Genomic DNA, 20,283 nt, shown 5'->3' with positions numbered 1-20,283 from the left:
GTGTGCTTACTCTTTTTTGCGCAGTAGTAAAGAGGCGCAGAGATGGATAATCGTGTCGTGGGCGAGAAACTGTGAGAGAGATAACACTCGTGGGGGGATAACGAGGGTCTCCCTGCGCCGGCTGTCGCCGGGCGGGCAGGGAGCGTAATGCGTCAGACGCTTTTTGCTGTGTTCGCGCTGCGTTGGGTTTTAATCCAGTAGCCGATGCCCAGGATCACCAGCCAGACCGGGATCAGCCACACGGAAATCGCCATACCCGGCGTGATGGCCATAATGACCAGAATCGCCGCCATGAACAGCAGACATACCCAGTTACCGAGCGGATAGAAGAGCGCCGGGAAGCGGGTTTTCACGCCCTGGCGGTCCTTCTGACGGCGGAACTTGATGTGCGCGAGGCTGATCATCGCCCAGTTGATCACCAGCGCCGACACCACCAGCGCCATCAGCAGGCCAAAGGCTTCGCCCGGCATCAGGTAGTTAATCAGCACGCAGAGCGCGGTAGTAGCCGCCGAGACGAGGATGGTATTCACCGGCACGCCGCGCTTGTCCACTTTTAACAGTGACTTCGGCGCATTGCCCTGCTGAGCCAGACCAAACAGCATACGGCTGTTGCAGTACACGCAACTGTTATAGACCGACAGCGCCGCGGTGAGGATCACCACGTTAAGCGCATTGGCGACCAGCGCATCGCCCAGCTCGTGGAAAATCAGCACGAACGGGCTGGTGTCGGCGTCTACGCGCGTCCACGGCATCAGCGAGAGCAGCACCGCCAGCGAGCCAATATAGAAAATCAGGATGCGGTAGATAACCTGGTTGGTCGCTTTCGGGATGCTGGTTTCTGGGTTGTCTGCTTCCGCAGCCGTAATCCCCACCAGCTCAAGGCCACCGAACGAGAACATGATGATCGCCATCATCATCACCAGCCCGGTCATGCCGTGCGGCAGGAAGCCGCCCTGTTCCCAGAGGTTGCGCACCGTGGCCTGCGGGCCGGCGGTGTCGCTGAACAGCAGCCAGCCGCCGAACAGGATCATGGCGATAACCGCTACCACTTTAATAATGGCGAACCAGAACTCCATCTCGCCAAACACTTTCACGTTGGTGAGGTTGATGGCGTTGATCAGAATAAAGAAGGCGGCAGCTGAGGCCCAGGTCGGGATCTCCGGCCACCAGAACTGGATGTATTTCCCCACCGCGGTGAGTTCCGCCATTGCGACCAGCACATAGAGCACCCAGTAGTTCCAGCCGGAGGCGAAGCCGGCAAAGCCGCCCCAGTATTTATAGGCAAAGTGGCTGAATGAGCCGGCTACCGGCTCCTCAACAACCATTTCACCCAGCTGACGCATAATCAGAAAAGCAATAAAACCGGCAATTGCGTAGCCGAGAATAATCCCCGGCCCGGCGGACTGGATAACGGATGCGCTGCCCAGAAACAGGCCGGTTCCGATAGCGCCACCCAGCGCGATGAGCTGAATATGACGGTTTTTAAGGCCGCGCTTCAGCGTATCGCCGTGCTGCTGTCCTTCCATCTTCAAACCTCGTGTGTGATGAAAATATCGTCGCGTAGCTACTACGCTGTATGTAGTAAATTCCGTATCTGTAATTTTATGTTTACGGTAGAAATGTCGGAATTTTTGGTAAGAGTCTACCTTCCCGGCAAGAATAGTGATAAGCGCCAGCGAATGCACCTGCTTTATGCAGGGGAAGTGACGAGATGAATAAAAAGAAACCATTTGTAAATCGCTTCGCTTGCATCATCTACCCCTTTTTATCGCCACTTTAGGCGACGAAGATGCATTTATATTCATATTTTAAACTGATGAATCGCTTCAGGAAGCACGGGGATGCGTTTCACAAAAGTTAAAATTACCGCTTTGGGAGTAAACGCCTGCTTTGTGCAAGGTTACATATTTGAAACGCCATTTCTGTGATGTTGTTAAAATGTGTATGGTTTCCTGATTTGAATCAAACCGCGATAGACAGAAGGTGAATACTTTGTTACTTTAGCGTCATGAAGATACAATTGGTATGACCAATTTACTCCGGGCGAATGGCAGAGACAGGGAATAATGGCCTACAGTAAAATCCGCCAACCTAAACTTTCTGATGTGATTGAGCAGCAGCTGGAGTTTCTGATTCTTGAGGGGACACTGCGCCCCGGTGAAAAACTTCCACCTGAACGCGAACTGGCAAAGCAGTTCGACGTTTCCCGTCCCTCATTGCGCGAGGCAATTCAACGCCTTGAAGCAAAGGGTTTGCTGCTTCGTCGCCAGGGCGGCGGTACGTTTGTGCAAAATAACCTGTGGCAGAGCTTTAGCGATCCGCTGGTTGAACTCCTGTCAGACCATCCCGAATCCCAGTTTGATTTGCTTGAAACGCGCCATGCGCTGGAAGGCATCGCTGCCTACTACGCCGCGCTACGCAGCACCGAAGAGGATCGCGAACGCATCCAGGAGCTGCACCAGGCCATCGAACGTGCCCAGGAGTCCGGCGATCTCGACGCCGAGTCAAACGCCGTAGTGCAATACCAGATAGCGGTTACCGAAGCGGCACATAATGTCGTGCTGCTGCATTTACTGCGCTGTATGGAACCCATGCTGGCGCAGAATGTCAGACAAAACTTCGAGCTGCTCTACGCGCGCCGGGAAATGCTGCCGATGGTAAGCAGCCATCGCACCCGCATTTTCGAGGCGATTATGGCGAAGGAGCCGGAGCAGGCGCGCGAAGCATCGCATCGCCACCTGGCGTTCATCGAAGAGATTTTGCTGGATCGCAGCCGTGAGCAGAGCCGTCGTGAACGCTCGCTGCGTCGGTTCGAGCAACGCAAGAATTAGTATTTTTTCCGGTGTTTCACCGGAAGATTTGTACCATCAGCGCCATCAGGCGCGCGGCAACTAAACCCAGAACCTGTCTTATTGCGTTTTGGTAGTCAGAGCGCAATGGGACAGGTTCCAGATAAATCAACGTATTAGATAGATAAGGAATACCCCCATGTCAGAACGTTTACAAAATGACGTGGATCCGATCGAAACTCGCGACTGGCTACAGGCGATCGAATCGGTAATCCGTGAAGAAGGTGTTGAGCGTGCTCAGTATCTGATCGACCAGTTACTTTCAGAGGCCCGCAAAGGCGGCGTGAAAGTAGCGGCTGGTACAGGGGCTGGCAACTACGTTAACACCATTGCCGTTGAAGACGAGCCGGAATACCCGGGCAATCTGGACCTTGAACGTCGCATTCGTTCTGCCATTCGTTGGAACGCCATCATGACCGTGCTGCGTGCGTCTAAAAAAGACCTCGAGCTCGGCGGCCACATGGCATCCTTCCAGTCTTCTGCGACCGTTTACGAAGTCTGCTTCAACCACTTCTTCCGTGCACGCAGCGAGAAAGACGGCGGCGATCTGGTTTACTTCCAGGGCCACATCTCTCCGGGCGTGTACGCGCGTGCCTTCCTGGAAGGTCGTCTGACTGAAGAGCAGATGAACAACTTCCGTCAGGAAGTACACGGCAACGGCCTGTCTTCTTACCCGCACCCGAAACTGATGCCGGAATTCTGGCAGTTCCCGACCGTATCCATGGGTCTTGGCCCGATCGGTGCGATCTATCAGGCTAAATTCCTGAAGTACCTGGAACACCGTGGTCTGAAAGACACCTCCCAGCAGACCGTTTACGCCTTCCTGGGCGACGGCGAGATGGATGAGCCGGAATCCAAAGGTGCCATCACCATCGCTACCCGTGAAAAACTGGATAACCTGGTCTTCGTTATCAACTGCAACCTGCAGCGTCTGGACGGCCCGGTAACCGGTAACGGCAAAATCATCAACGAACTGGAAGGCATCTTCGCAGGCGCCGGCTGGAACGTGATTAAAGTGATGTGGGGTTCCCGTTGGGACGAGCTGCTGCGTAAAGACACCAGCGGTAAACTGATCCAGCTGATGAACGAAACCGTTGACGGCGACTATCAGACCTTCAAATCCAAAAACGGTGCCTACGTGCGTGAGCACTTCTTCGGTAAATACCCGGAGACCGCCGCACTGGTTGCCGACTGGTCTGACGATGATATCTGGGCGCTGAACCGTGGCGGCCACGATCCGAAGAAAGTCTACGCGGCATTCAAAAAAGCGCAGGAAACCAAAGGCAAAGCGACCGTTATCCTTGCACATACCATTAAAGGTTATGGCATGGGCGACACCGCCGAAGGTAAGAACATCGCTCACCAGGTGAAGAAAATGAACATGGACGGTGTACGCTACGTCCGCGATCGTTTCAACGTACCGGTAGCCGATGAAGATCTGGAAAAACTGCCGTACATCACCTTCCCGGAAGGCAGCGAAGAGCACAAATACCTGCACGAACGTCGTCAGGCGCTGAACGGCTACCTGCCGAGCCGCCAGCCGAACTTCACCGAGAAGCTGGATCTGCCGAAGCTGGAAGATTTTGGTCCGCTGCTGGAAGAGCAGAACAAAGAGATCTCCACCACTATCGCTTTCGTTCGTGCCCTGAACGTGATGCTGAAAAACCAGTCCATCAAAGATCGTCTGGTTCCGATCATCGCTGACGAAGCGCGTACCTTTGGTATGGAAGGTCTGTTCCGTCAGATTGGTATCTACAGCCCGAACGGTCAGCAGTACACCCCGCAGGACCGCGAGCAGGTTGCTTACTATAAAGAAGACGAGAAAGGCCAGATCCTGCAGGAAGGCATCAACGAGCTGGGCGCAGGTTCGTCCTGGCTGGCGGCTGCGACCTCCTACAGCACCAACAACCTGCCGATGATCCCGTTCTACATCTACTACTCCATGTTCGGGTTCCAGCGTATCGGCGACCTGTGCTGGGCAGCGGGTGACCAGCAGGCGCGCGGCTTCCTGATCGGCGGTACCTCCGGTCGTACCACGCTGAACGGCGAAGGTCTGCAGCACGAAGATGGTCACAGCCACATTCAGTCGTTGACCATCCCGAACTGTATCTCCTACGACCCGGCTTACGCTTACGAAGTCGCTGTGATCATGCACGACGGTCTGGAGCGTATGTACGGTGAGAAGCAAGAGAACGTTTACTACTACATCACCACGCTGAACGAAAACTACCACATGCCTGCGATGCCGCAGGGTGCGGAAGAAGGTATCCGTAAAGGTATCTACAAGCTGGAAACGGTTGAAGGTAGCAAAGGTAAAGTTCAGCTGCTGGGCTCCGGTTCTATCCTGCGTCACGTTCGTGAAGCAGCACAGATCCTGGCGAAAGACTACGGCGTGGGTTCTGACGTGTTCAGCGTCACCTCCTTCACCGAACTGGCGCGTGACGGCCAGGACTGCGAACGCTGGAACATGCTGCACCCGGCCGACGAGCCGCGCGTACCTTACGTTGCGCAGGTTCTGAGCGATGCACCGGCAGTCGCATCCACTGACTATATGAAACTGTTCGCTGAGCAGATCCGTAACTTCATCCCGGCAAGCGACTATCGCGTCCTGGGTACTGACGGTTTCGGTCGTTCAGACAGCCGTGAAAACCTGCGTCACCACTTCGAAGTAGATGCTTCTTACGTGGTAGTAGCAGCGCTGGGCGAACTGGCTAAACGTGGTGAAATCGATAAGAAAGTGGTTGCGGAAGCTATCACCAAATTCAATATCGATGCAGATAAAGTCAACCCGCGTCTGGCATAAGAGGTAAAAGAACAATGGCTATCGAAATCAACGTACCGGACATCGGGTCTGATGAAGTAGAGATCACCGAGATCCTGGTCAAAGTGGGTGACAAGGTTGAAGCTGACCAGTCGCTTATCACCGTAGAAGGCGACAAAGCCTCTATGGAAGTGCCGTCTCCGCAGGCTGGCGTCGTCAATGAGATCAAAGTCTCTGTCGGCGACAAAACCGAGACCGGTAAACTGATCATGATTTTCGATTCCGCCGACGGTGCAGCTGATGCTGCACCTGCTAAGGCAGAAGAGAAGAAAGAAGCGGCACCAGCAGCAGCCCCGGCGGCAGCGGCAGCTAAAGACGTTAACGTACCGGATATCGGCGGCGACGAAGTTGAAGTCACCGAGATCATGGTGAAGGTTGGCGATAAAGTGGAAGCCGAACAGTCCCTGATCACCGTAGAGGGCGACAAAGCCTCTATGGAAGTCCCGGCACCGTTCGCGGGTACCGTGAAAGAGATCAAAATCAACACCGGCGACAAAGTGTCTACCGGCTCGCTGATCATGGTCTTCGAAGTGGAAGGCGCTGCACCGGCCGCCTCTGACGCGAAGCCGCAGGTCACCGAGCAGGCTGCGTCTGCACCGGCGGCTGCCGCTGGCGCGAAAGACGTTAAAGTCCCGGATATCGGTGGTGACGAAGTCGAAGTGACTGAAGTGATGGTGAAAGTGGGCGATAAAGTCGCTGCTGAGCAGTCGCTTATCACCGTAGAAGGCGACAAAGCCTCTATGGAAGTCCCGGCACCGTTCGCCGGTACCGTGAAAGAGATCAAAATCAGCACCGGCGACAAAGTGTCTACCGGCTCACTGATCATGGTCTTCGAAGTGGAAGGCGCTGCACCTGCTGCGGCCCCGGCTAAACAGGAAGCGGCAGCACCGGCTCCGGCAGCGAAAGCAGAAAAACCTGCGGCAGCACCGGCAAAAGCTGAAGGCAAATCCGACTTCGCTGAGAACGACGCTTACGTTCACGCGACCCCGCTGATCCGTCGCCTGGCGCGCGAGTTCGGTGTAAACCTGGCGAAAGTGAAAGGCACCGGTCGTAAAGGCCGCATCCTGCGCGAAGACGTTCAGGCTTACGTGAAAGACGCGGTGAAACGCGCTGAGTCTGCACCTGCTGCCGCATCCGGCAGTGGTCTGCCGGGCATGCTGCCGTGGCCGAAAGTGGACTTCAGCAAGTTTGGTGAAGTGGAAGAAGTGGAACTGGGCCGCATCCAGAAAATCTCTGGTGCTAACCTGAGCCGTAACTGGGTGATGATCCCGCACGTTACGCACTTCGACAAAACCGATATCACCGATCTGGAAGCGTTCCGTAAGCAGCAGAACGCCGAAGCTGAGAAGCGCAAGCTGGACGTGAAATTCACCCCGGTTGTCTTCATCATGAAAGCCGTTGCTGCGGCGCTTGAGCAGATGCCTCGCTTCAACAGCTCCCTGTCTGAAGACGCGCAGCGCCTGACGCTGAAGAAATACATCAACATCGGTGTTGCGGTTGATACCCCGAATGGTCTGGTGGTTCCGGTCTTCAAAGACGTGAACAAGAAGAGCATTACCGAGCTGTCTCGCGAGCTGACCGTTATCTCCAAAAAAGCCCGCGACGGTAAGCTGACCGCTGGCGAAATGCAGGGCGGTTGCTTCACCATCTCCAGCATTGGTGGCCTGGGTACCACTCACTTCGCGCCGATCGTTAACGCGCCGGAAGTGGCTATCCTCGGTGTCTCCAAATCGGCGATGGAACCGGTCTGGAACGGTAAAGAGTTTGTGCCGCGTCTGATGATGCCGATCTCTCTGTCCTTCGACCACCGCGTGATCGACGGTGCTGATGGTGCGCGTTTCATCACCATCATCAACAACATGCTGTCTGACATTCGCCGTCTGGTGATGTAAGCGAAAAAGCCGGCCCGACGGCCGGCTTTTTTCTGATAATGTGCGGGTGAACCGCCAGATTATCGGCTGCTAAACAGGATTCGTTTGCCGTTTGTTGTTTCAAAATTGTTAACAATTTTGTAAGATGCGGACGGATAGAACGTCCCGGTGGATGAAGGGCGTTAATCAACATATCCTCATCAGAGGGTAGCGTCAGACCCGCCGGATAAAAATTAAGAGGTCATGATGAGTACTGAAATCAAAACTCAGGTCGTGGTACTTGGGGCAGGCCCGGCAGGCTACTCTGCAGCCTTCCGTTGCGCTGATTTAGGTCTGGAAACCGTAATCGTTGAGCGTTACAACACCCTGGGCGGTGTATGTCTGAACGTTGGCTGTATCCCTTCAAAAGCGCTGCTGCACGTAGCAAAAGTTATCGAAGAAGCGAAAGCGCTGGCGACTCACGGTATCGTTTTTGGTGAGCCGAAAACCGATATCGACAAAATTCGTACCTGGAAAGAGAAAGTTATCACTCAGCTGACTGGCGGTCTGGCCGGTATGGCGAAAGGCCGTAAGGTCAAAGTGGTAAACGGTCTGGGTAAATTCACCGGGGCAAACACCCTGGAAGTGGAAGGCGAAAACGGCAAAACCGTGATCAACTTCGACAACGCGATCATCGCGGCGGGCTCTCGCCCGATCGAACTGCCGTTCATTCCGCATGAAGATCCGCGCGTGTGGGACTCCACCGATGCGCTGGAACTGAAAGAAGTGCCGAAGCGTCTGCTGGTTATGGGCGGCGGTATCATCGGTCTGGAAATGGCGACCGTGTACCACGCGCTGGGTTCAGAGATCGACGTGGTTGAAATGTTCGACCAGGTTATCCCGGCTGCCGATAAAGACATCGTTAAGGTCTTCACCAAACGCATCAGCAGCAAGTTCAACCTGATGCTGGAAACCAAAGTTACTGCCGTTGACGCAAAAGAAGACGGTATCTACGTTTCCATGGAAGGCAAAAAAGCGCCGGGCGAAGCGCAGCGTTATGACGCGGTGCTGGTTGCTATCGGTCGCGTACCGAACGGTAAAAACCTCGACGCCGGTAAAGCGGGCGTGGAAGTGGACGACCGCGGCTTCATCCGCGTCGACAAACAGCTGCGCACCAACGTGCCGCACATCTACGCTATCGGCGACATCGTCGGTCAGCCGATGCTGGCGCACAAAGGCGTGCATGAAGGTCACGTGGCCGCTGAAGTTATCGCCGGTAAGAAACACTACTTCGATCCGAAAGTCATTCCGTCCATCGCCTATACCGAGCCGGAAGTTGCCTGGGTCGGTCTGACCGAAAAAGAAGCGAAAGAGAAAGGCATCAGCTACGAAACCGCCACCTTCCCGTGGGCTGCTTCTGGCCGTGCTATCGCTTCTGACTGCGCTGACGGTATGACCAAACTGATCTTCGACAAAGAGACGCACCGTGTTATCGGTGGCGCGATTGTCGGCACCAACGGCGGCGAGCTGCTGGGTGAAATCGGTCTGGCTATCGAGATGGGCTGTGACGCGGAAGACATCGCGCTGACTATTCACGCGCACCCGACGCTGCACGAGTCCGTGGGCCTGGCCGCTGAAGTGTTCGAAGGTAGCATCACCGACCTGCCGAACCCGAAAGCGAAGAAGAAGTAACCGTCACGCCACGCATTAACAAAAACGCCTCTCCGGAGGCGTTTTTTTATGCATGCCTACCAGATTTAGTAGGCATATTGTTGATTTATTAGCTAAATTCTCCCGCCTCTCTGCCGATACTCTCTTTATAATGATGCCACTTTCATCAGGAACGCACGGCTGCTTTCCTAGTGATGAGCGTATTATGGAATAGCTGGTTTTGCCGGACAGGGAGTGTTGTTCATCGTTCTGCCCGTGGTGCCCCTTTCATTATCGCCTTCATCCTTATCAAGCCCGCTGCTTTCCTTACGCTATTTCCCGCACTGGTCCGGGATTTTTTGTTATTTAAAAAGGAAAAATCATGTCTTTAAAAAAACTGGCTGTTGTAGGCCTGGTGATGGCTACCGTCGCGCTGTCAGGTTGCGGCGCTATGAGCACAGCGATCAAAAAACGTAACCTCGAAGTGAAAACCCAGATGAGCGAAACCATCTGGCTGGAGCCGTCAAACGAGAAGACCGTCTACATCCAGGTCAAAAACACCTCAGATAAAGACATGAGCAACCTGCAAACGCTGATCGCCAACGATCTGATTGCCAAAGGCTACAAGGTATCCAGCTCTCCGGACACCGCCTACTACTGGGTGCAGGCAAACGTGCTGAAAGCTGACAAGATGGATCTGCGTCAGGCGCAGGGCTTCCTGAGCAGCGGTTACGAAGGCGCAGTGGCCGGTGCGGCACTGGGCGCTGGCATCACCGCCTATAACAGCAACTCCGGCGGCGCGGCACTGGGCGTTGGCCTGGCGGCTGGCCTGATCGGTATGGCGGCTGATGCGATGGTGGAAGACGTGAACTACACCATGATCACCGACCTGCAGATCTCCGAGCGTAGCAAAGCCAAAGTGACTACCGATAACATCGCCGCGCTGCGTCAGGGCACCTCCGGCATCAAGCTGCAGACCAGCAGCGCAGAAGGCGATCGCGCCAAGTATCAGACCCGCGTTGTGTCCAATGCCAACAAGGTGAACCTCAAGTTTGAAGAGGCAAAACCGCTTCTGGAAGCGCAGCTGGCTAAATCCGTCGCCAACATTCTGTAATTGCTTTCGCGATGTAAAAGGCCGCCCGTCAGAGCGGCCAGTAGCGTAATTGCCACAACGGTGCCTGCTACCACCCAGGACAACAACGAAACCGCCGCTGGCGGTTTTTTTGTGCTCAAAAATGACCTTATGAAAGGTGTTATTCGTTGCTTAACGATTCAGCAAAGATTTAATGTTGCTTTTTTGTAAACAGATTAACACCCCCCTGAAATCCTGCTATGCTGCCCGACGCGGTATCGGGCATGTACCCTACAAACTGCTGTCTCACAGGAGCGTGAAGAGAACGCCGGCCGCATATGACAATGAGAGCGAGGAGAACCGTCGTGCTAGAAGAATACCGTAAGCACGTAGCTGAGCGTGCCGCCGAGGGGATTGTTGCAAAACCTTTAGATGCAACCCAAATGGCCGCACTCGTCGAGCTGCTAAAAGCGCCGCCCGCTGGCGAAGAAGAATTTCTGTTAGATCTGCTTACCAACCGTGTACCGCCAGGCGTTGATGAAGCCGCCTATGTTAAGGCCGGTTTCCTGGCCGCCATCGCCAAAGGCGAAGCGTCATCCCCGCTGGTTACCCCTGAAAAAGCCATTGAGCTGCTCGGCACCATGCAGGGCGGTTATAACATCCATCCGCTGATCGAGGCGCTGGATAACGACACGCTGGCACCGATTGCCGCTAAAGCGCTGTCCCATACGCTGCTGATGTTCGATAACTTCTACGATGTGGAAGAGAAAGCCAAAGCCGGCAACCGCTATGCGAAGCAGGTGATGCAGTCCTGGGCCGATGCGGAGTGGTTCCTGAGCCGTCCTGCGCTGGCAGAAAAAATTACCGTTACCGTCTTCAAAGTCACCGGTGAAACCAATACCGATGACCTGTCTCCGGCACCGGATGCCTGGTCGCGTCCTGATATCCCGCTGCACGCCCTGGCGATGCTGAAAAACGCCCGCGAAGGCATTGAGCCGGATCAGCCTGGCGTGGTTGGTCCGATCAAACAGATCGACGCGCTGAACCAGAAAGGTTTCCCGCTGGCCTATGTCGGCGACGTTGTGGGCACCGGCTCATCCCGTAAATCCGCCACCAACTCGGTGCTGTGGTTCATGGGCGACGACATTCCGTACGTGCCGAACAAGCGCGGCGGTGGTCTGGTGCTGGGCGGCAAAATTGCGCCAATCTTCTTCAATACCATGGAAGATGCCGGTGCGCTGCCAATTGAAGTGGATGTCAACAACCTGAACATGGGCGACGTGATTGACGTTTACCCGTTCAAAGGCGAAGTGCGCAACCACGAAACCGGTGAACTGCTGGCTACCTTCGAGCTGAAAACCGATGTGCTGATCGACGAAGTGCGCGCCGGTGGCCGTATCCCGCTGATCATCGGCCGCGGTCTGACGTCCAGAGCGCGTGAAGCGCTGGGTCTGCCGCACAGCGACATTTTCCGTCAGGCTAAAGACGTGGCCGAGAGCAGCCGCGGCTACTCGCTGGCGCAGAAGATGGTCGGCCGTGCCTGCGGCGTGACCGGCGTTCGTCCGGGTGCGTACTGCGAGCCGAAGATGACCTCCGTAGGTTCCCAGGATACCACCGGGCCAATGACCCGCGACGAGCTGAAAGATCTGGCGTGCCTGGGCTTCTCCGCCGATCTGGTGATGCAGTCCTTCTGCCACACCGCGGCCTATCCGAAGCCGGTGGACGTCACCACGCACCACACGCTGCCGGACTTCATCATGAACCGCGGCGGCGTGTCGCTGCGTCCGGGCGATGGGGTTATCCACTCCTGGCTGAACCGTATGCTGCTGCCTGACACCGTAGGCACCGGCGGCGATTCCCACACCCGTTTCCCGATTGGTATCTCCTTCCCGGCGGGCTCCGGTCTGGTGGCGTTTGCTGCTGCGACCGGCGTGATGCCGCTGGATATGCCGGAATCAGTGCTGGTGCGCTTCAAAGGTAAAATGCAGCCGGGGATTACCCTGCGCGATCTGGTCCACGCTATCCCGCTGTACGCGATCAAACAGGGCCTGCTGACCGTTGAGAAGAAAGGGAAGAAGAACATCTTCTCTGGCCGCATCCTCGAGATCGAAGGTCTGCCGGACCTGAAAGTGGAGCAGGCGTTTGAACTGACGGATGCCTCCGCCGAGCGTTCTGCGGCGGGCTGCACCATCAAGCTCAACAAAGAGCCGATCATCGAGTACCTGACCTCCAATATCGTGCTGCTGAAGTGGATGATTGCCGAAGGTTACGGCGACCGTCGCACGCTGGAGCGCCGTATTCAGGGCATGGAAAAATGGCTGGCGGATCCGCAGCTGCTGGAAGCTGACGCCGATGCAGAATACGCCGCGGTGATCGACATCGATCTGGCGGATATCAAAGAGCCAATCCTGTGCGCGCCGAACGATCCGGACGATGCGCGTCTGCTCTCTGATGTGCAGGGCGATACCATCGACGAAGTGTTTATCGGTTCGTGTATGACCAACATCGGTCACTTCCGCGCGGCGGGTAAACTGCTGGATACCCATAAGGGCCAGCTGCCGACCCGCCTGTGGGTGGCACCGCCGACCCGTATGGACGCCGCACAGCTGACCGAAGAGGGCTACTACAGCGTCTTTGGTAAGAGCGGGGCGCGTATCGAGATCCCGGGCTGCTCGCTGTGCATGGGTAACCAGGCACGCGTAGCCGACGGTGCGACGGTGGTCTCCACCTCAACCCGTAACTTCCCGAACCGTCTGGGTACCGGCGCGAACGTCTACCTGGCCTCTGCGGAGCTGGCGGCGGTTGCCGCGCTGATCGGCAAACTGCCGACCCCGGAGGAGTACCAGACCTTCGTGGCGCAGGTGGATAAGACCGCGGTGGATACCTACCGCTATCTGAACTTCGATCAGCTCTCTCAGTACACCGAGAAAGCCGACGGCGTGATCTTCCAGACTGCCGTCTGACGCTTCCCCTCTCCCCAGGAGAGGGCAGGGCGCAGATCCCCGTGGCGTACGCTGCGGGCCAATGAAAACCCACTGCATCCGCAGTGGGTTTTTTATTTTCACTTCTCCCACCCGCTCTGCTGTCTTTCTGATGCCGGGCTGCGATAATTACCGTATCACTACAAACAGCTGCATCCGGTACAGGATGCGGAGGAAAGCACGATGGATTACGAATTTCTGCGCGACATCACCGGGGTCGTCAAGGTGCGCATGTCGATGGGCCACGAAGCCGTAGGGCACTGGCTGAATGAAGAGGTGAAGGGCGATATGGCGCTGCTTGATGAAGTGGAGCAGGCGGCGCGGGAAACCAAAGGCAGCGAGCGTCAGTGGCAGCGCCCTGGGCATGAGTACACGCTGTGGCTGGACGGCGAAGAGGTGATTATCCGCGCCAATCAGCTTGAGTTTGCCGGGGATGAAATCGAAGAGGGCATGAGCTATTACGACGAAGAGAGCCTGTGCTTCTGCGGGATTGAGGATTTCCTGCAGGTCATCCATGCCTATCGCGACTTTATGAATCAGCGTTAACGAAGCGTCCCTGCCTCGCGTGCGGCTTACACGGCTGGAATGTTACGGCCGTAGTAGATCTCGCGCATCTCTTTCCACAGCAGGTCGGTAATGACCTTGCGCTCCTGCTCGGTCAGATCTTCCGGCCTGGTGTGGAACATATAGTGTTTCAGGTCGAACTCTTTGAGCAGCATCTTGGTGTGGAAGATGTTCTCCTGATACACGTTCACGTCCATCATGTCGTACAGCGCTTTCATGTCATCGGACATAAAGTTCTGAATCGAATTGATCTCATGATCGATAAAGTGCTTCAGACCATTTACGTCGCGGGTAAAGCCGCGGACGCGGTAGTCGACGGTCACGATATCCGACTCCAGCTGGTGAATCAGGTAGTTCAGCGCCTTCAGGGGCGAAATCACGCCACAGGTTGACACTTCAATGTCGGCGCGGAAAGTGCAGAGCCCGCCTTCCGGATGACTCTCCGGATAGGTGTGCACGCAGATATGGCTCTTATCGAGGTGAGCGACCACGGTTTCCGGCAGCGGGCCAGGATGTTCGGTCTTGTCGATAAGCTGAGGGTCGATCGGCTCTTCGCTGACCAGAATGGTGACGCTGGCGCCCTGGGGTTCATAGTCCTGACGCGCAATGTTCAGGATGTTAGCGCCGATAATCGAGCAGGTTTCCGACAGGATCTCCGTCAGTCGGTTGGCGTTGTAAAGTTCATCGATATAAGCGATGTAGCCATCGCGCTCTTCCGCCGTCTTGGCGTAGCAAATATCGTAAATACAAAAACTCAGGCTTTTGGTCAGGTTGTTGAAGCCATGCAGTTTGAGTTTCTTCAATTTCGTTCACCCCCTTAGGATGGCTGATGGTCCAGCGCATCGTGTAGATATTGCGGCAAAGCAAATGCTGCCGTATGAATGGCCGGATTGTAATAACGGCACTTGATACCACTGGCGACAAAGCGCGCCTGAATAATTTCGCTGGAAAGATGGCGTAACGCACCGTTATCCGTCGCCCAGGCAAAGGTCATGATACCGCCGTAATAGGTCGGAATGGCAGCCTGGTAGAAATTGACGTCGCTAAAGTAGTGGCTCAGCTTGCGATGGCTGTCGAGCGCTTCATCCTGCTGCAGGAAGCAGACGCCGTTCTGGGCCACAAAGATTCCGCCCGGATTCAGGCAGCGTTTGCAGCCTTCGTAGAAGTCAGACGTGAACAGGCTTTCACCGGGGCCGATAGGATCGGTGCAGTCGGAGATGATCACATCAAACGTTTGCGCGGTCTGGTTAACAAAATTAACCCCGTCATCAATCACCAGCGTAAAGCGCGGATCGTCGTAGCTACCGGCATTGTGGTTGGGCAGATACTGGCGGCAGAAGGAGACCACGCCCGCGTCGATCTCGACCATGGTGATGGTTTCCACGTTCTTATGGCGCGAGACTTCACGCAGCATCGCCCCGTCGCCACCGCCGATGATCAGCACGTGCTTCGCGTGGCCGTGGGCCAGCAGCGGAACGTGGGTCATCATCTCGTGATAGATAAACTCGTCGCGTTCGGTGGTCTGCACCACGCCGTCCAGCGCCATTACCCGGCCAAATGCTGCATTTTCGAAAATGATCAGATCCTGGTGATCGGTCTTTTCGTGGTACAGCACGTTGTCGATCGTAAAGTACTGGCCAAACTGATCGTGCAGCGTTTCGTGCCACATCTTGCTATCGGTCATGGATAGTTACCTCTCATTAACGCCCTGAAAAAATGAGCGCAACATCATAGCTAACAATGACCGTTGATGCACGGCCACGGGAAAAGGGAACGGCGGGATAACCTTACTTTACTTATTTGACGTAAGCGAGAAGGCTCAGGGAGTCGCGGGCGAGGGCTTTGCACTTTTTCGCGGTGGGGATAGCGATGCCGCTCAGATCGCGGTAGCTGTCTTCGCCCAGCGCCTTCATATTGTAGGTTTCGTAATTACTGAGATCCCACTGGTTTTGCTGGGCAAAAAATACCAGCGCACGGCGGATCTGGCCGTTAGGCAGGTTCTGGTAACCGCAATCATTTTTTAAAAAAACAAACACCGCGGTGAGATCGGCCATGTCTTCCGCTTCCGATTCCGTCAGCGCGAGGCTGCTGGCGGACCAGGTCAACAGGGTTGATAAACACATCAGCTGTAAAAACTTCTTCATCACGTCTACCGGAGAACAATCGAAATTAAACGTTAGCATACCGGGATTAGTTCGACGATCTTTATTATCGCCCGCTCGCTTGACCTTCCCGCAGGGGGAGGGTTTATGCTGATATGACGCTTGCTGAGAATAAGGAAATGAGATGCATCGCCGTGATTTTTTAAAGTATACCGCCGTGTTGGGCGCAGCCAGCGCGCTGCCACTCTGGAGCCGTAGCGCGTTGGCCGCGCCGCGTCCTGCGCTTCCCATTCCCCCGCTGCTTGAGCCTGACGCCCGCAGCCATATCGCGCTGTTGATCTCTCAGGGGCAGAGCCAGTTTGTCGGAAAAACCGCCACCACCTGGGGCTATAACGGCAGCCTGCTGGGCCCGGCCCTGAAGCTGACCCAGGGCAAACCCGTGTCGGTCACCATCCGCAACCAGCTTCCCGATGAAAGTACCGTCCACTGGCACGGGCTTGAGGTGCCGGGCAGCGTGGACGGCGGGCCGCAGGGCGTGATTGCGGCGGGCGGTTCGCGCAGCGTGACCTTTACTCCGCAGCAGCGCGCCGCGACCTGCTGGTTCCATCCGCATCAGCACGGCAAAACCGGACATCAGGTGGCGATGGGGCTGGCGGGGCTGGTGCTTATTGAGGATAACGAACTGCGCCGGCTGCGCCTGCCGCAGCAGTGGGGCATCGACGATGTACCGGTGATCGTTCAGGATAAGCGATTCACCGCCGACGGGGCGATCGACTACCAGCTTGATGTGATGACCGCCGCGGTCGGCTGGTTTGGCGATATCCTGCTGACCAACGGCACCGTGAACCCCCAGCACGCGCCGCCGCGCGGCTGGCTGCGTCTGCGGCTGCTCAACGGCTGTAACGCCCGCTCGCTCAAGATCTCGACCAGCGACAACCGTCCTTTATATGTCATCGCCAGTGACGGTGGCCTGCTGGCGGAGCCGGTTAAGCTTACCGAACTGCCGATGCTGATGGGCGAGCGCTTTGAAGTGCTGGTGGAAACCCGGGACGGCACACCCTTTGATATCGTCACGCTGCCGGTCAGTCAGATGGGCATGACCCTTCCGCCGTTCGACGCACCGCTTCCGCTGCTGCACATTCAGCCGCTGCGCGTCCAGGCCTCCGGTACGCTGCCCGATTCGCTGGCCGACATGCCCGCACTGCCGTCGCTGGAGGGCCTGAATCAGCGCACGCTCCAGCTCTCGATGGATCCGATGCTCGACATGATGGGGATGCAGGCTCTGGAGCAGCGCTACGGCAAGCAAGCGCTGGCGGGGATGGGGCATCACGGCATGGCGCATGGCGGCATGCACCACGGCGGCATGGAACACGGCGGCCACGGTTTTGATTTCCACAACGCGAACCGCATTAACGGCAAAGCGTTCGATATGGCCAACCCGGCCTTTAACGTGCCGAAGGGGCAGTATGAGCGCTGGGTGATCTCCGGTGAAGGCGACATGATGCTTCACCCGTTCCACATCCACGGCACCCAGTTCCGCATTCTGTCCGAGAACGGCAAACCGCCTGCGGCGCATCGCGCCGGCTGGAAAGACACCGTCTGGGTGGAGAATGCGCGCAGTGAAGTGCTGGTGCGCTTCGATCACGCCGCTGCCGCCAGCGAGGCCTATATGGCGCACTGTCATCTGCTGGAGCATGAAGATACCGGCATGATGCTTGGCTTCACCGTGGCATAACGTGCTGTCCGACATGGCGGCGAAGGGACGTGCCGCCATGCTTAACCCGTTTTACCATCGCGCGTTTTCGTCTTCTTCCCGCGTTTACCCCGCCGAAATTCCTTAGCCTGCTCATTAAGCACAAATCGTTAACCGATAAACACGAATTCGTTTCTCTCTGAGTTGTGACGCACGTATCATTATTTTGTCACTTTTTGTGAACTTTTTGTAAATTAAAATGGGAAAACGATGCTTACTAAACTCACCAGCGTAGTCTTCGCCGTACTCGGCGTTGCGCTGCTTGTCATGGGCGGGCAGCTGCTGTTCGCCGGCGGCAGTCCGTTCTACGCCCTGATGGGCCTTGGGCTGCTCATCACCGCGTATTTACTCCTGAAAAAACGACCTGTCGCACTGAGCTTCTACGCCGTGCTGATGTGGATCACCGTCGTCTGGATAATCTGGGAAGTCGGCTTTGATAAGTGGCAGTGGATCCCGCGCGGCGACATCTTCGGCGTGCTGGGCCTGTGGCTTGCGCTGCCGTGGACCGTCCGGGCGTTAACCGGCAACGCGCGCCGCCTCCATCCCTTCCTCGGCACCACCGTGGCACTGATGATTGCGCTGGTGATCGGCCTGTGCTTCTACGATCCGGTTCCGCAAGAGGGCACCATCAATAACGCGCGCGTCTCCTCCGGGAGCGACGTTGCCGCACAGGACTGGACTGCCTACGGCGGAACCAGCAACGGCCAGCGTTTCTCTGCCCTCAACCAAATCACGAAAGATAACGTGAAGGATCTTGAGGTCGCGTGGAGCTACCACACCGGCGACGTTCGCAAACAGGGCGATGCCAGCGAATACACCTTCGAAGCCACCCCGCTGAAAGCCAACGGGATGCTCTACCTCTGTACGCCGCACAACGAAATTCATGCTCTGGATCCGGAAACGGGCGCGGTGAAGTGGAAACATACCCCGCCTAAAGACCGGTCGTACCTGCAGCAACACCAGACCTGTCGCGGCGTAAGCTACTTCGACAGCGCGGCGGCGCAAACCGCGGCCAACGCTGGCCAGGAGCCTGCGCTGTGCCGTAAGCGTATCTTTAACGCCACCACCGACGCGCAGCTTATCGCGCTTGATGCCGACACCGGCAAGGCCTGCACCGACTTCGGCACCAACGGCGTGGTCGATCTCCATGCCAACATGGGTGAAGTGCGTCCTCACGCTCTGATGCAAACCGCGGCACCGCTGGTTGCCGGCAAGCTGGTGATCGTCGGCGGCTCGGTGATGGACAACGGTTTCAACAGCGGCAACCCGTCTGGCGTGATCCGCGCCTATGATGCGGTAACAGGCCGTCTGGTGTGGAACTTCGATCCGGCCAACCCGGAGCAGACTCAGCCGATTGCGGCGGATAAAAACTATCCGTACGACACCCCGGTTGCCTGGGGCACCCTGAGCGCCGATCTGAAAAACGGCCTGGTATACGTGCCGTTCGGCAACGCCTCACCGGATGAGCTGGGTATTGAGCGTGATGCCAACAGCAACACGGAGAAATTCCGTGATGCGCTGGTCGCGCTGGATCTCAACACCGGCGCGTTCAAATGGCGTTACCAGAGTTCCAACCACGATCTGTGGGACCGCGATAACCCATCTCAGCCTTCGCTGCTGGATATCGACTACCAGGGCAAAAAACAGCCGGTCGTGGTGCTGCCAACCAAGACCGGTAACCTGTTTGTGCTGAACCGCCTGACCGGCGAGCCGGTGTATCCGGTAAACCAGGTTCCGGTTTCCACCGAGGGCGGCGTGCCGGGCGAGAAGTTCGCGCCAACGCAGCCGGTTTCCAGCCTGAACTTCATTCCGCAACCGCTGACGGAAAAGTCGATGTGGGGCATCACGCCGTTCGATCAGATGGCGTGTCGTCTTGATTTCAAAAGCCTGCGTTACGACGGCAACCCGTGGACGCCTGCCACCGAGCAGGGCGCGATTATCTTCCCGGGTAACATCGGCGTCTTTAACTGGGGCTCAGTCGCCGTCGACCCGGAGCGTCAGTTGCTGATCGCTTCGCCGGTGCGTCTGGCCTATAAATACACGCTGATTAAGCGTACCCCGGAAACCGCCACCGAACGTAAGTTCACCAAAGATGGCCAGCCGTACTGGAACGAAAACTTCCACGGCGACTACGCGATTCATATCCAGCAGCTCGCTTCCAGCCTGGGTATTCCGTGCATCGCGCCACCGTGGGGCCGTCTGGTTGGGGTCGATCTGAAAACCGGTAAAACCGAGTGGCTGCGCCGCGTCGGCACCACCAAAAACCTGAACACCACCTTCCTGCCGGGTCGCTTCCCGATTGGTTTCCCGATGGGCATGGTGGCCCACGGTGGACCGCTGGCAACGGCCGGTGACGTGGTCTTCCACGGCGCCACCGCGGATAACTTCTTCCGTGCGTACGACAGCACAACCGGTAAGCTGCTGTGGGAAACCGAGCTGGACGCCGGTGCGCAGGCCACGCCGTCTACCTTCATGGGTAAAGACGGCAAGCAGTACGTGGTAATCGCCGCAGGCGGCCACGGTTCGCTGGGCACCAAAGCTGGCGACAGCGTCGTTGCATTCCGACTGAAGTAAGTTACCCCGCGCCGTCGCGGTAACGACGGCACCTCCTCAGGCCTCATCACGTTGTGATGGGGCTTTT

Annotated in this window: 13 protein-coding genes; 9 read left to right on the top strand and 4 right to left on the bottom strand. The window is 56.7% G+C overall.

Annotation, left to right across the window (positions count from 1 at the left end; genetic code table 11):
• Positions 1-152: 152 nt before the first annotated feature.
• Entirely contained in the window at positions 153-1,526 is a 1,374-nt protein-coding gene (aroP, locus tag DW58_RS02295) for an aromatic amino acid transporter AroP (protein WP_024548523.1), read from the bottom strand.
• Between the two features lie 540 nt (positions 1,527-2,066).
• Here aroP and pdhR point away from each other — a divergent pair.
• The 7 genes from pdhR (at position 2,067) to yacL (ending at position 13,769) form a co-directional block, all read left to right on the top strand.
• Entirely contained in the window at positions 2,067-2,831 is a 765-nt protein-coding gene (gene pdhR / locus DW58_RS02290; RefSeq protein ID WP_024548522.1) for a pyruvate dehydrogenase complex transcriptional repressor PdhR, read from the top strand.
• A gap of 157 nt (positions 2,832-2,988) precedes the next feature.
• Positions 2,989-5,652, top strand: coding sequence for a pyruvate dehydrogenase (acetyl-transferring), homodimeric type (gene aceE, locus DW58_RS02285; RefSeq protein WP_024548521.1), 2,664 nt, complete (start codon positions 2,989-2,991; stop codon positions 5,650-5,652).
• A gap of 14 nt (positions 5,653-5,666) precedes the next feature.
• Positions 5,667-7,562 (top strand): pyruvate dehydrogenase complex dihydrolipoyllysine-residue acetyltransferase, encoded by a 1,896-nt coding sequence (gene aceF / locus DW58_RS02280; RefSeq protein WP_024548520.1) that lies wholly within the window; start codon positions 5,667-5,669, stop codon positions 7,560-7,562.
• Between the two features lie 225 nt (positions 7,563-7,787).
• Positions 7,788-9,212, top strand: a complete 1,425-nt coding sequence (gene lpdA / locus DW58_RS02275) for a dihydrolipoyl dehydrogenase (RefSeq protein WP_024548519.1) — start codon at positions 7,788-7,790, stop codon at positions 9,210-9,212.
• Between the two features lie 340 nt (positions 9,213-9,552).
• Positions 9,553-10,284, top strand: a complete 732-nt coding sequence (gene traT / locus DW58_RS02270; protein WP_024548518.1) for a conjugal transfer complement resistance protein TraT — start codon at positions 9,553-9,555, stop codon at positions 10,282-10,284.
• Between the two features lie 323 nt (positions 10,285-10,607).
• A complete protein-coding gene (acnB, locus tag DW58_RS02265; RefSeq protein WP_106877838.1) occupies positions 10,608-13,205 on the top strand; it encodes a bifunctional aconitate hydratase 2/2-methylisocitrate dehydratase in 2,598 nt (865 codons plus the stop codon).
• 201 nt (positions 13,206-13,406) lie between these two features.
• Positions 13,407-13,769, top strand: coding sequence for a protein YacL (gene yacL, locus DW58_RS02260; protein WP_024548516.1), 363 nt, complete (start codon positions 13,407-13,409; stop codon positions 13,767-13,769).
• A gap of 26 nt (positions 13,770-13,795) precedes the next feature.
• Here yacL and speD read toward each other — a convergent pair whose 3' ends face one another.
• The 3 genes from speD to DW58_RS02245 form a co-directional block, all read right to left on the bottom strand.
• Positions 13,796-14,590, bottom strand: a complete 795-nt coding sequence (gene speD / locus DW58_RS02255; RefSeq protein ID WP_024548515.1) for an adenosylmethionine decarboxylase — start codon at positions 14,588-14,590, stop codon at positions 13,796-13,798.
• A gap of 14 nt (positions 14,591-14,604) precedes the next feature.
• Entirely contained in the window at positions 14,605-15,471 is an 867-nt protein-coding gene (speE, locus tag DW58_RS02250) for a polyamine aminopropyltransferase (RefSeq protein ID WP_024548514.1), read from the bottom strand.
• Positions 15,472-15,583: 112 nt separating this feature from the next.
• Positions 15,584-15,931, bottom strand: a complete 348-nt coding sequence (locus DW58_RS02245) for a YacC family pilotin-like protein (RefSeq protein WP_029592353.1) — start codon at positions 15,929-15,931, stop codon at positions 15,584-15,586.
• Positions 15,932-16,073: 142 nt separating this feature from the next.
• Between DW58_RS02245 and cueO the strand changes: the two genes are divergently transcribed.
• Positions 16,074-17,624 (top strand): multicopper oxidase CueO, encoded by a 1,551-nt coding sequence (gene cueO / locus DW58_RS02240; RefSeq protein ID WP_024548512.1) that lies wholly within the window; start codon positions 16,074-16,076, stop codon positions 17,622-17,624.
• A gap of 228 nt (positions 17,625-17,852) precedes the next feature.
• Complete coding sequence (locus tag DW58_RS02235; RefSeq protein WP_024548511.1) at positions 17,853-20,216, top strand: membrane-bound PQQ-dependent dehydrogenase, glucose/quinate/shikimate family; 2,364 nt, start codon at positions 17,853-17,855, stop codon at positions 20,214-20,216.
• Positions 20,217-20,283: the final 67 nt, after the last annotated feature.

This window comes from Siccibacter turicensis LMG 23730, from assembly GCF_000463155.2.
GTDB lineage: Bacteria > Pseudomonadota > Gammaproteobacteria > Enterobacterales > Enterobacteriaceae > Siccibacter > Siccibacter turicensis.
Note: the sequence above shows the minus strand (reverse complement) of the source record. Positions and strands in the feature narration are given on the sequence as shown.

Excerpts from the sequence above, each read along its gene's own strand:
- aroP (WP_024548523.1), bottom strand. The coding sequence starts at position 1,526 with ATGGAAGGACAGCAGCACGGCGATACGCTGAAGCGCGGCCTTAAAAAC.
- pdhR (WP_024548522.1), top strand. The coding sequence starts at position 2,067 with ATGGCCTACAGTAAAATCCGCCAACCTAAACTTTCTGATGTGATTGAG.
- aceE (WP_024548521.1), top strand. The coding sequence starts at position 2,989 with ATGTCAGAACGTTTACAAAATGACGTGGATCCGATCGAAACTCGCGAC.
- aceF (WP_024548520.1), top strand. The coding sequence starts at position 5,667 with ATGGCTATCGAAATCAACGTACCGGACATCGGGTCTGATGAAGTAGAG.
- lpdA (WP_024548519.1), top strand. The coding sequence starts at position 7,788 with ATGAGTACTGAAATCAAAACTCAGGTCGTGGTACTTGGGGCAGGCCCG.
- traT (WP_024548518.1), top strand. The coding sequence starts at position 9,553 with ATGTCTTTAAAAAAACTGGCTGTTGTAGGCCTGGTGATGGCTACCGTC.
- yacL (WP_024548516.1), top strand. The coding sequence starts at position 13,407 with ATGGATTACGAATTTCTGCGCGACATCACCGGGGTCGTCAAGGTGCGC.
- speE (WP_024548514.1), bottom strand. The coding sequence starts at position 15,471 with ATGACCGATAGCAAGATGTGGCACGAAACGCTGCACGATCAGTTTGGC.
- DW58_RS02245 (WP_029592353.1), bottom strand. The coding sequence starts at position 15,931 with ATGAAGAAGTTTTTACAGCTGATGTGTTTATCAACCCTGTTGACCTGG.
- cueO (WP_024548512.1), top strand. The coding sequence starts at position 16,074 with ATGCATCGCCGTGATTTTTTAAAGTATACCGCCGTGTTGGGCGCAGCC.
- DW58_RS02235 (WP_024548511.1), top strand. The coding sequence starts at position 17,853 with ATGCTTACTAAACTCACCAGCGTAGTCTTCGCCGTACTCGGCGTTGCG.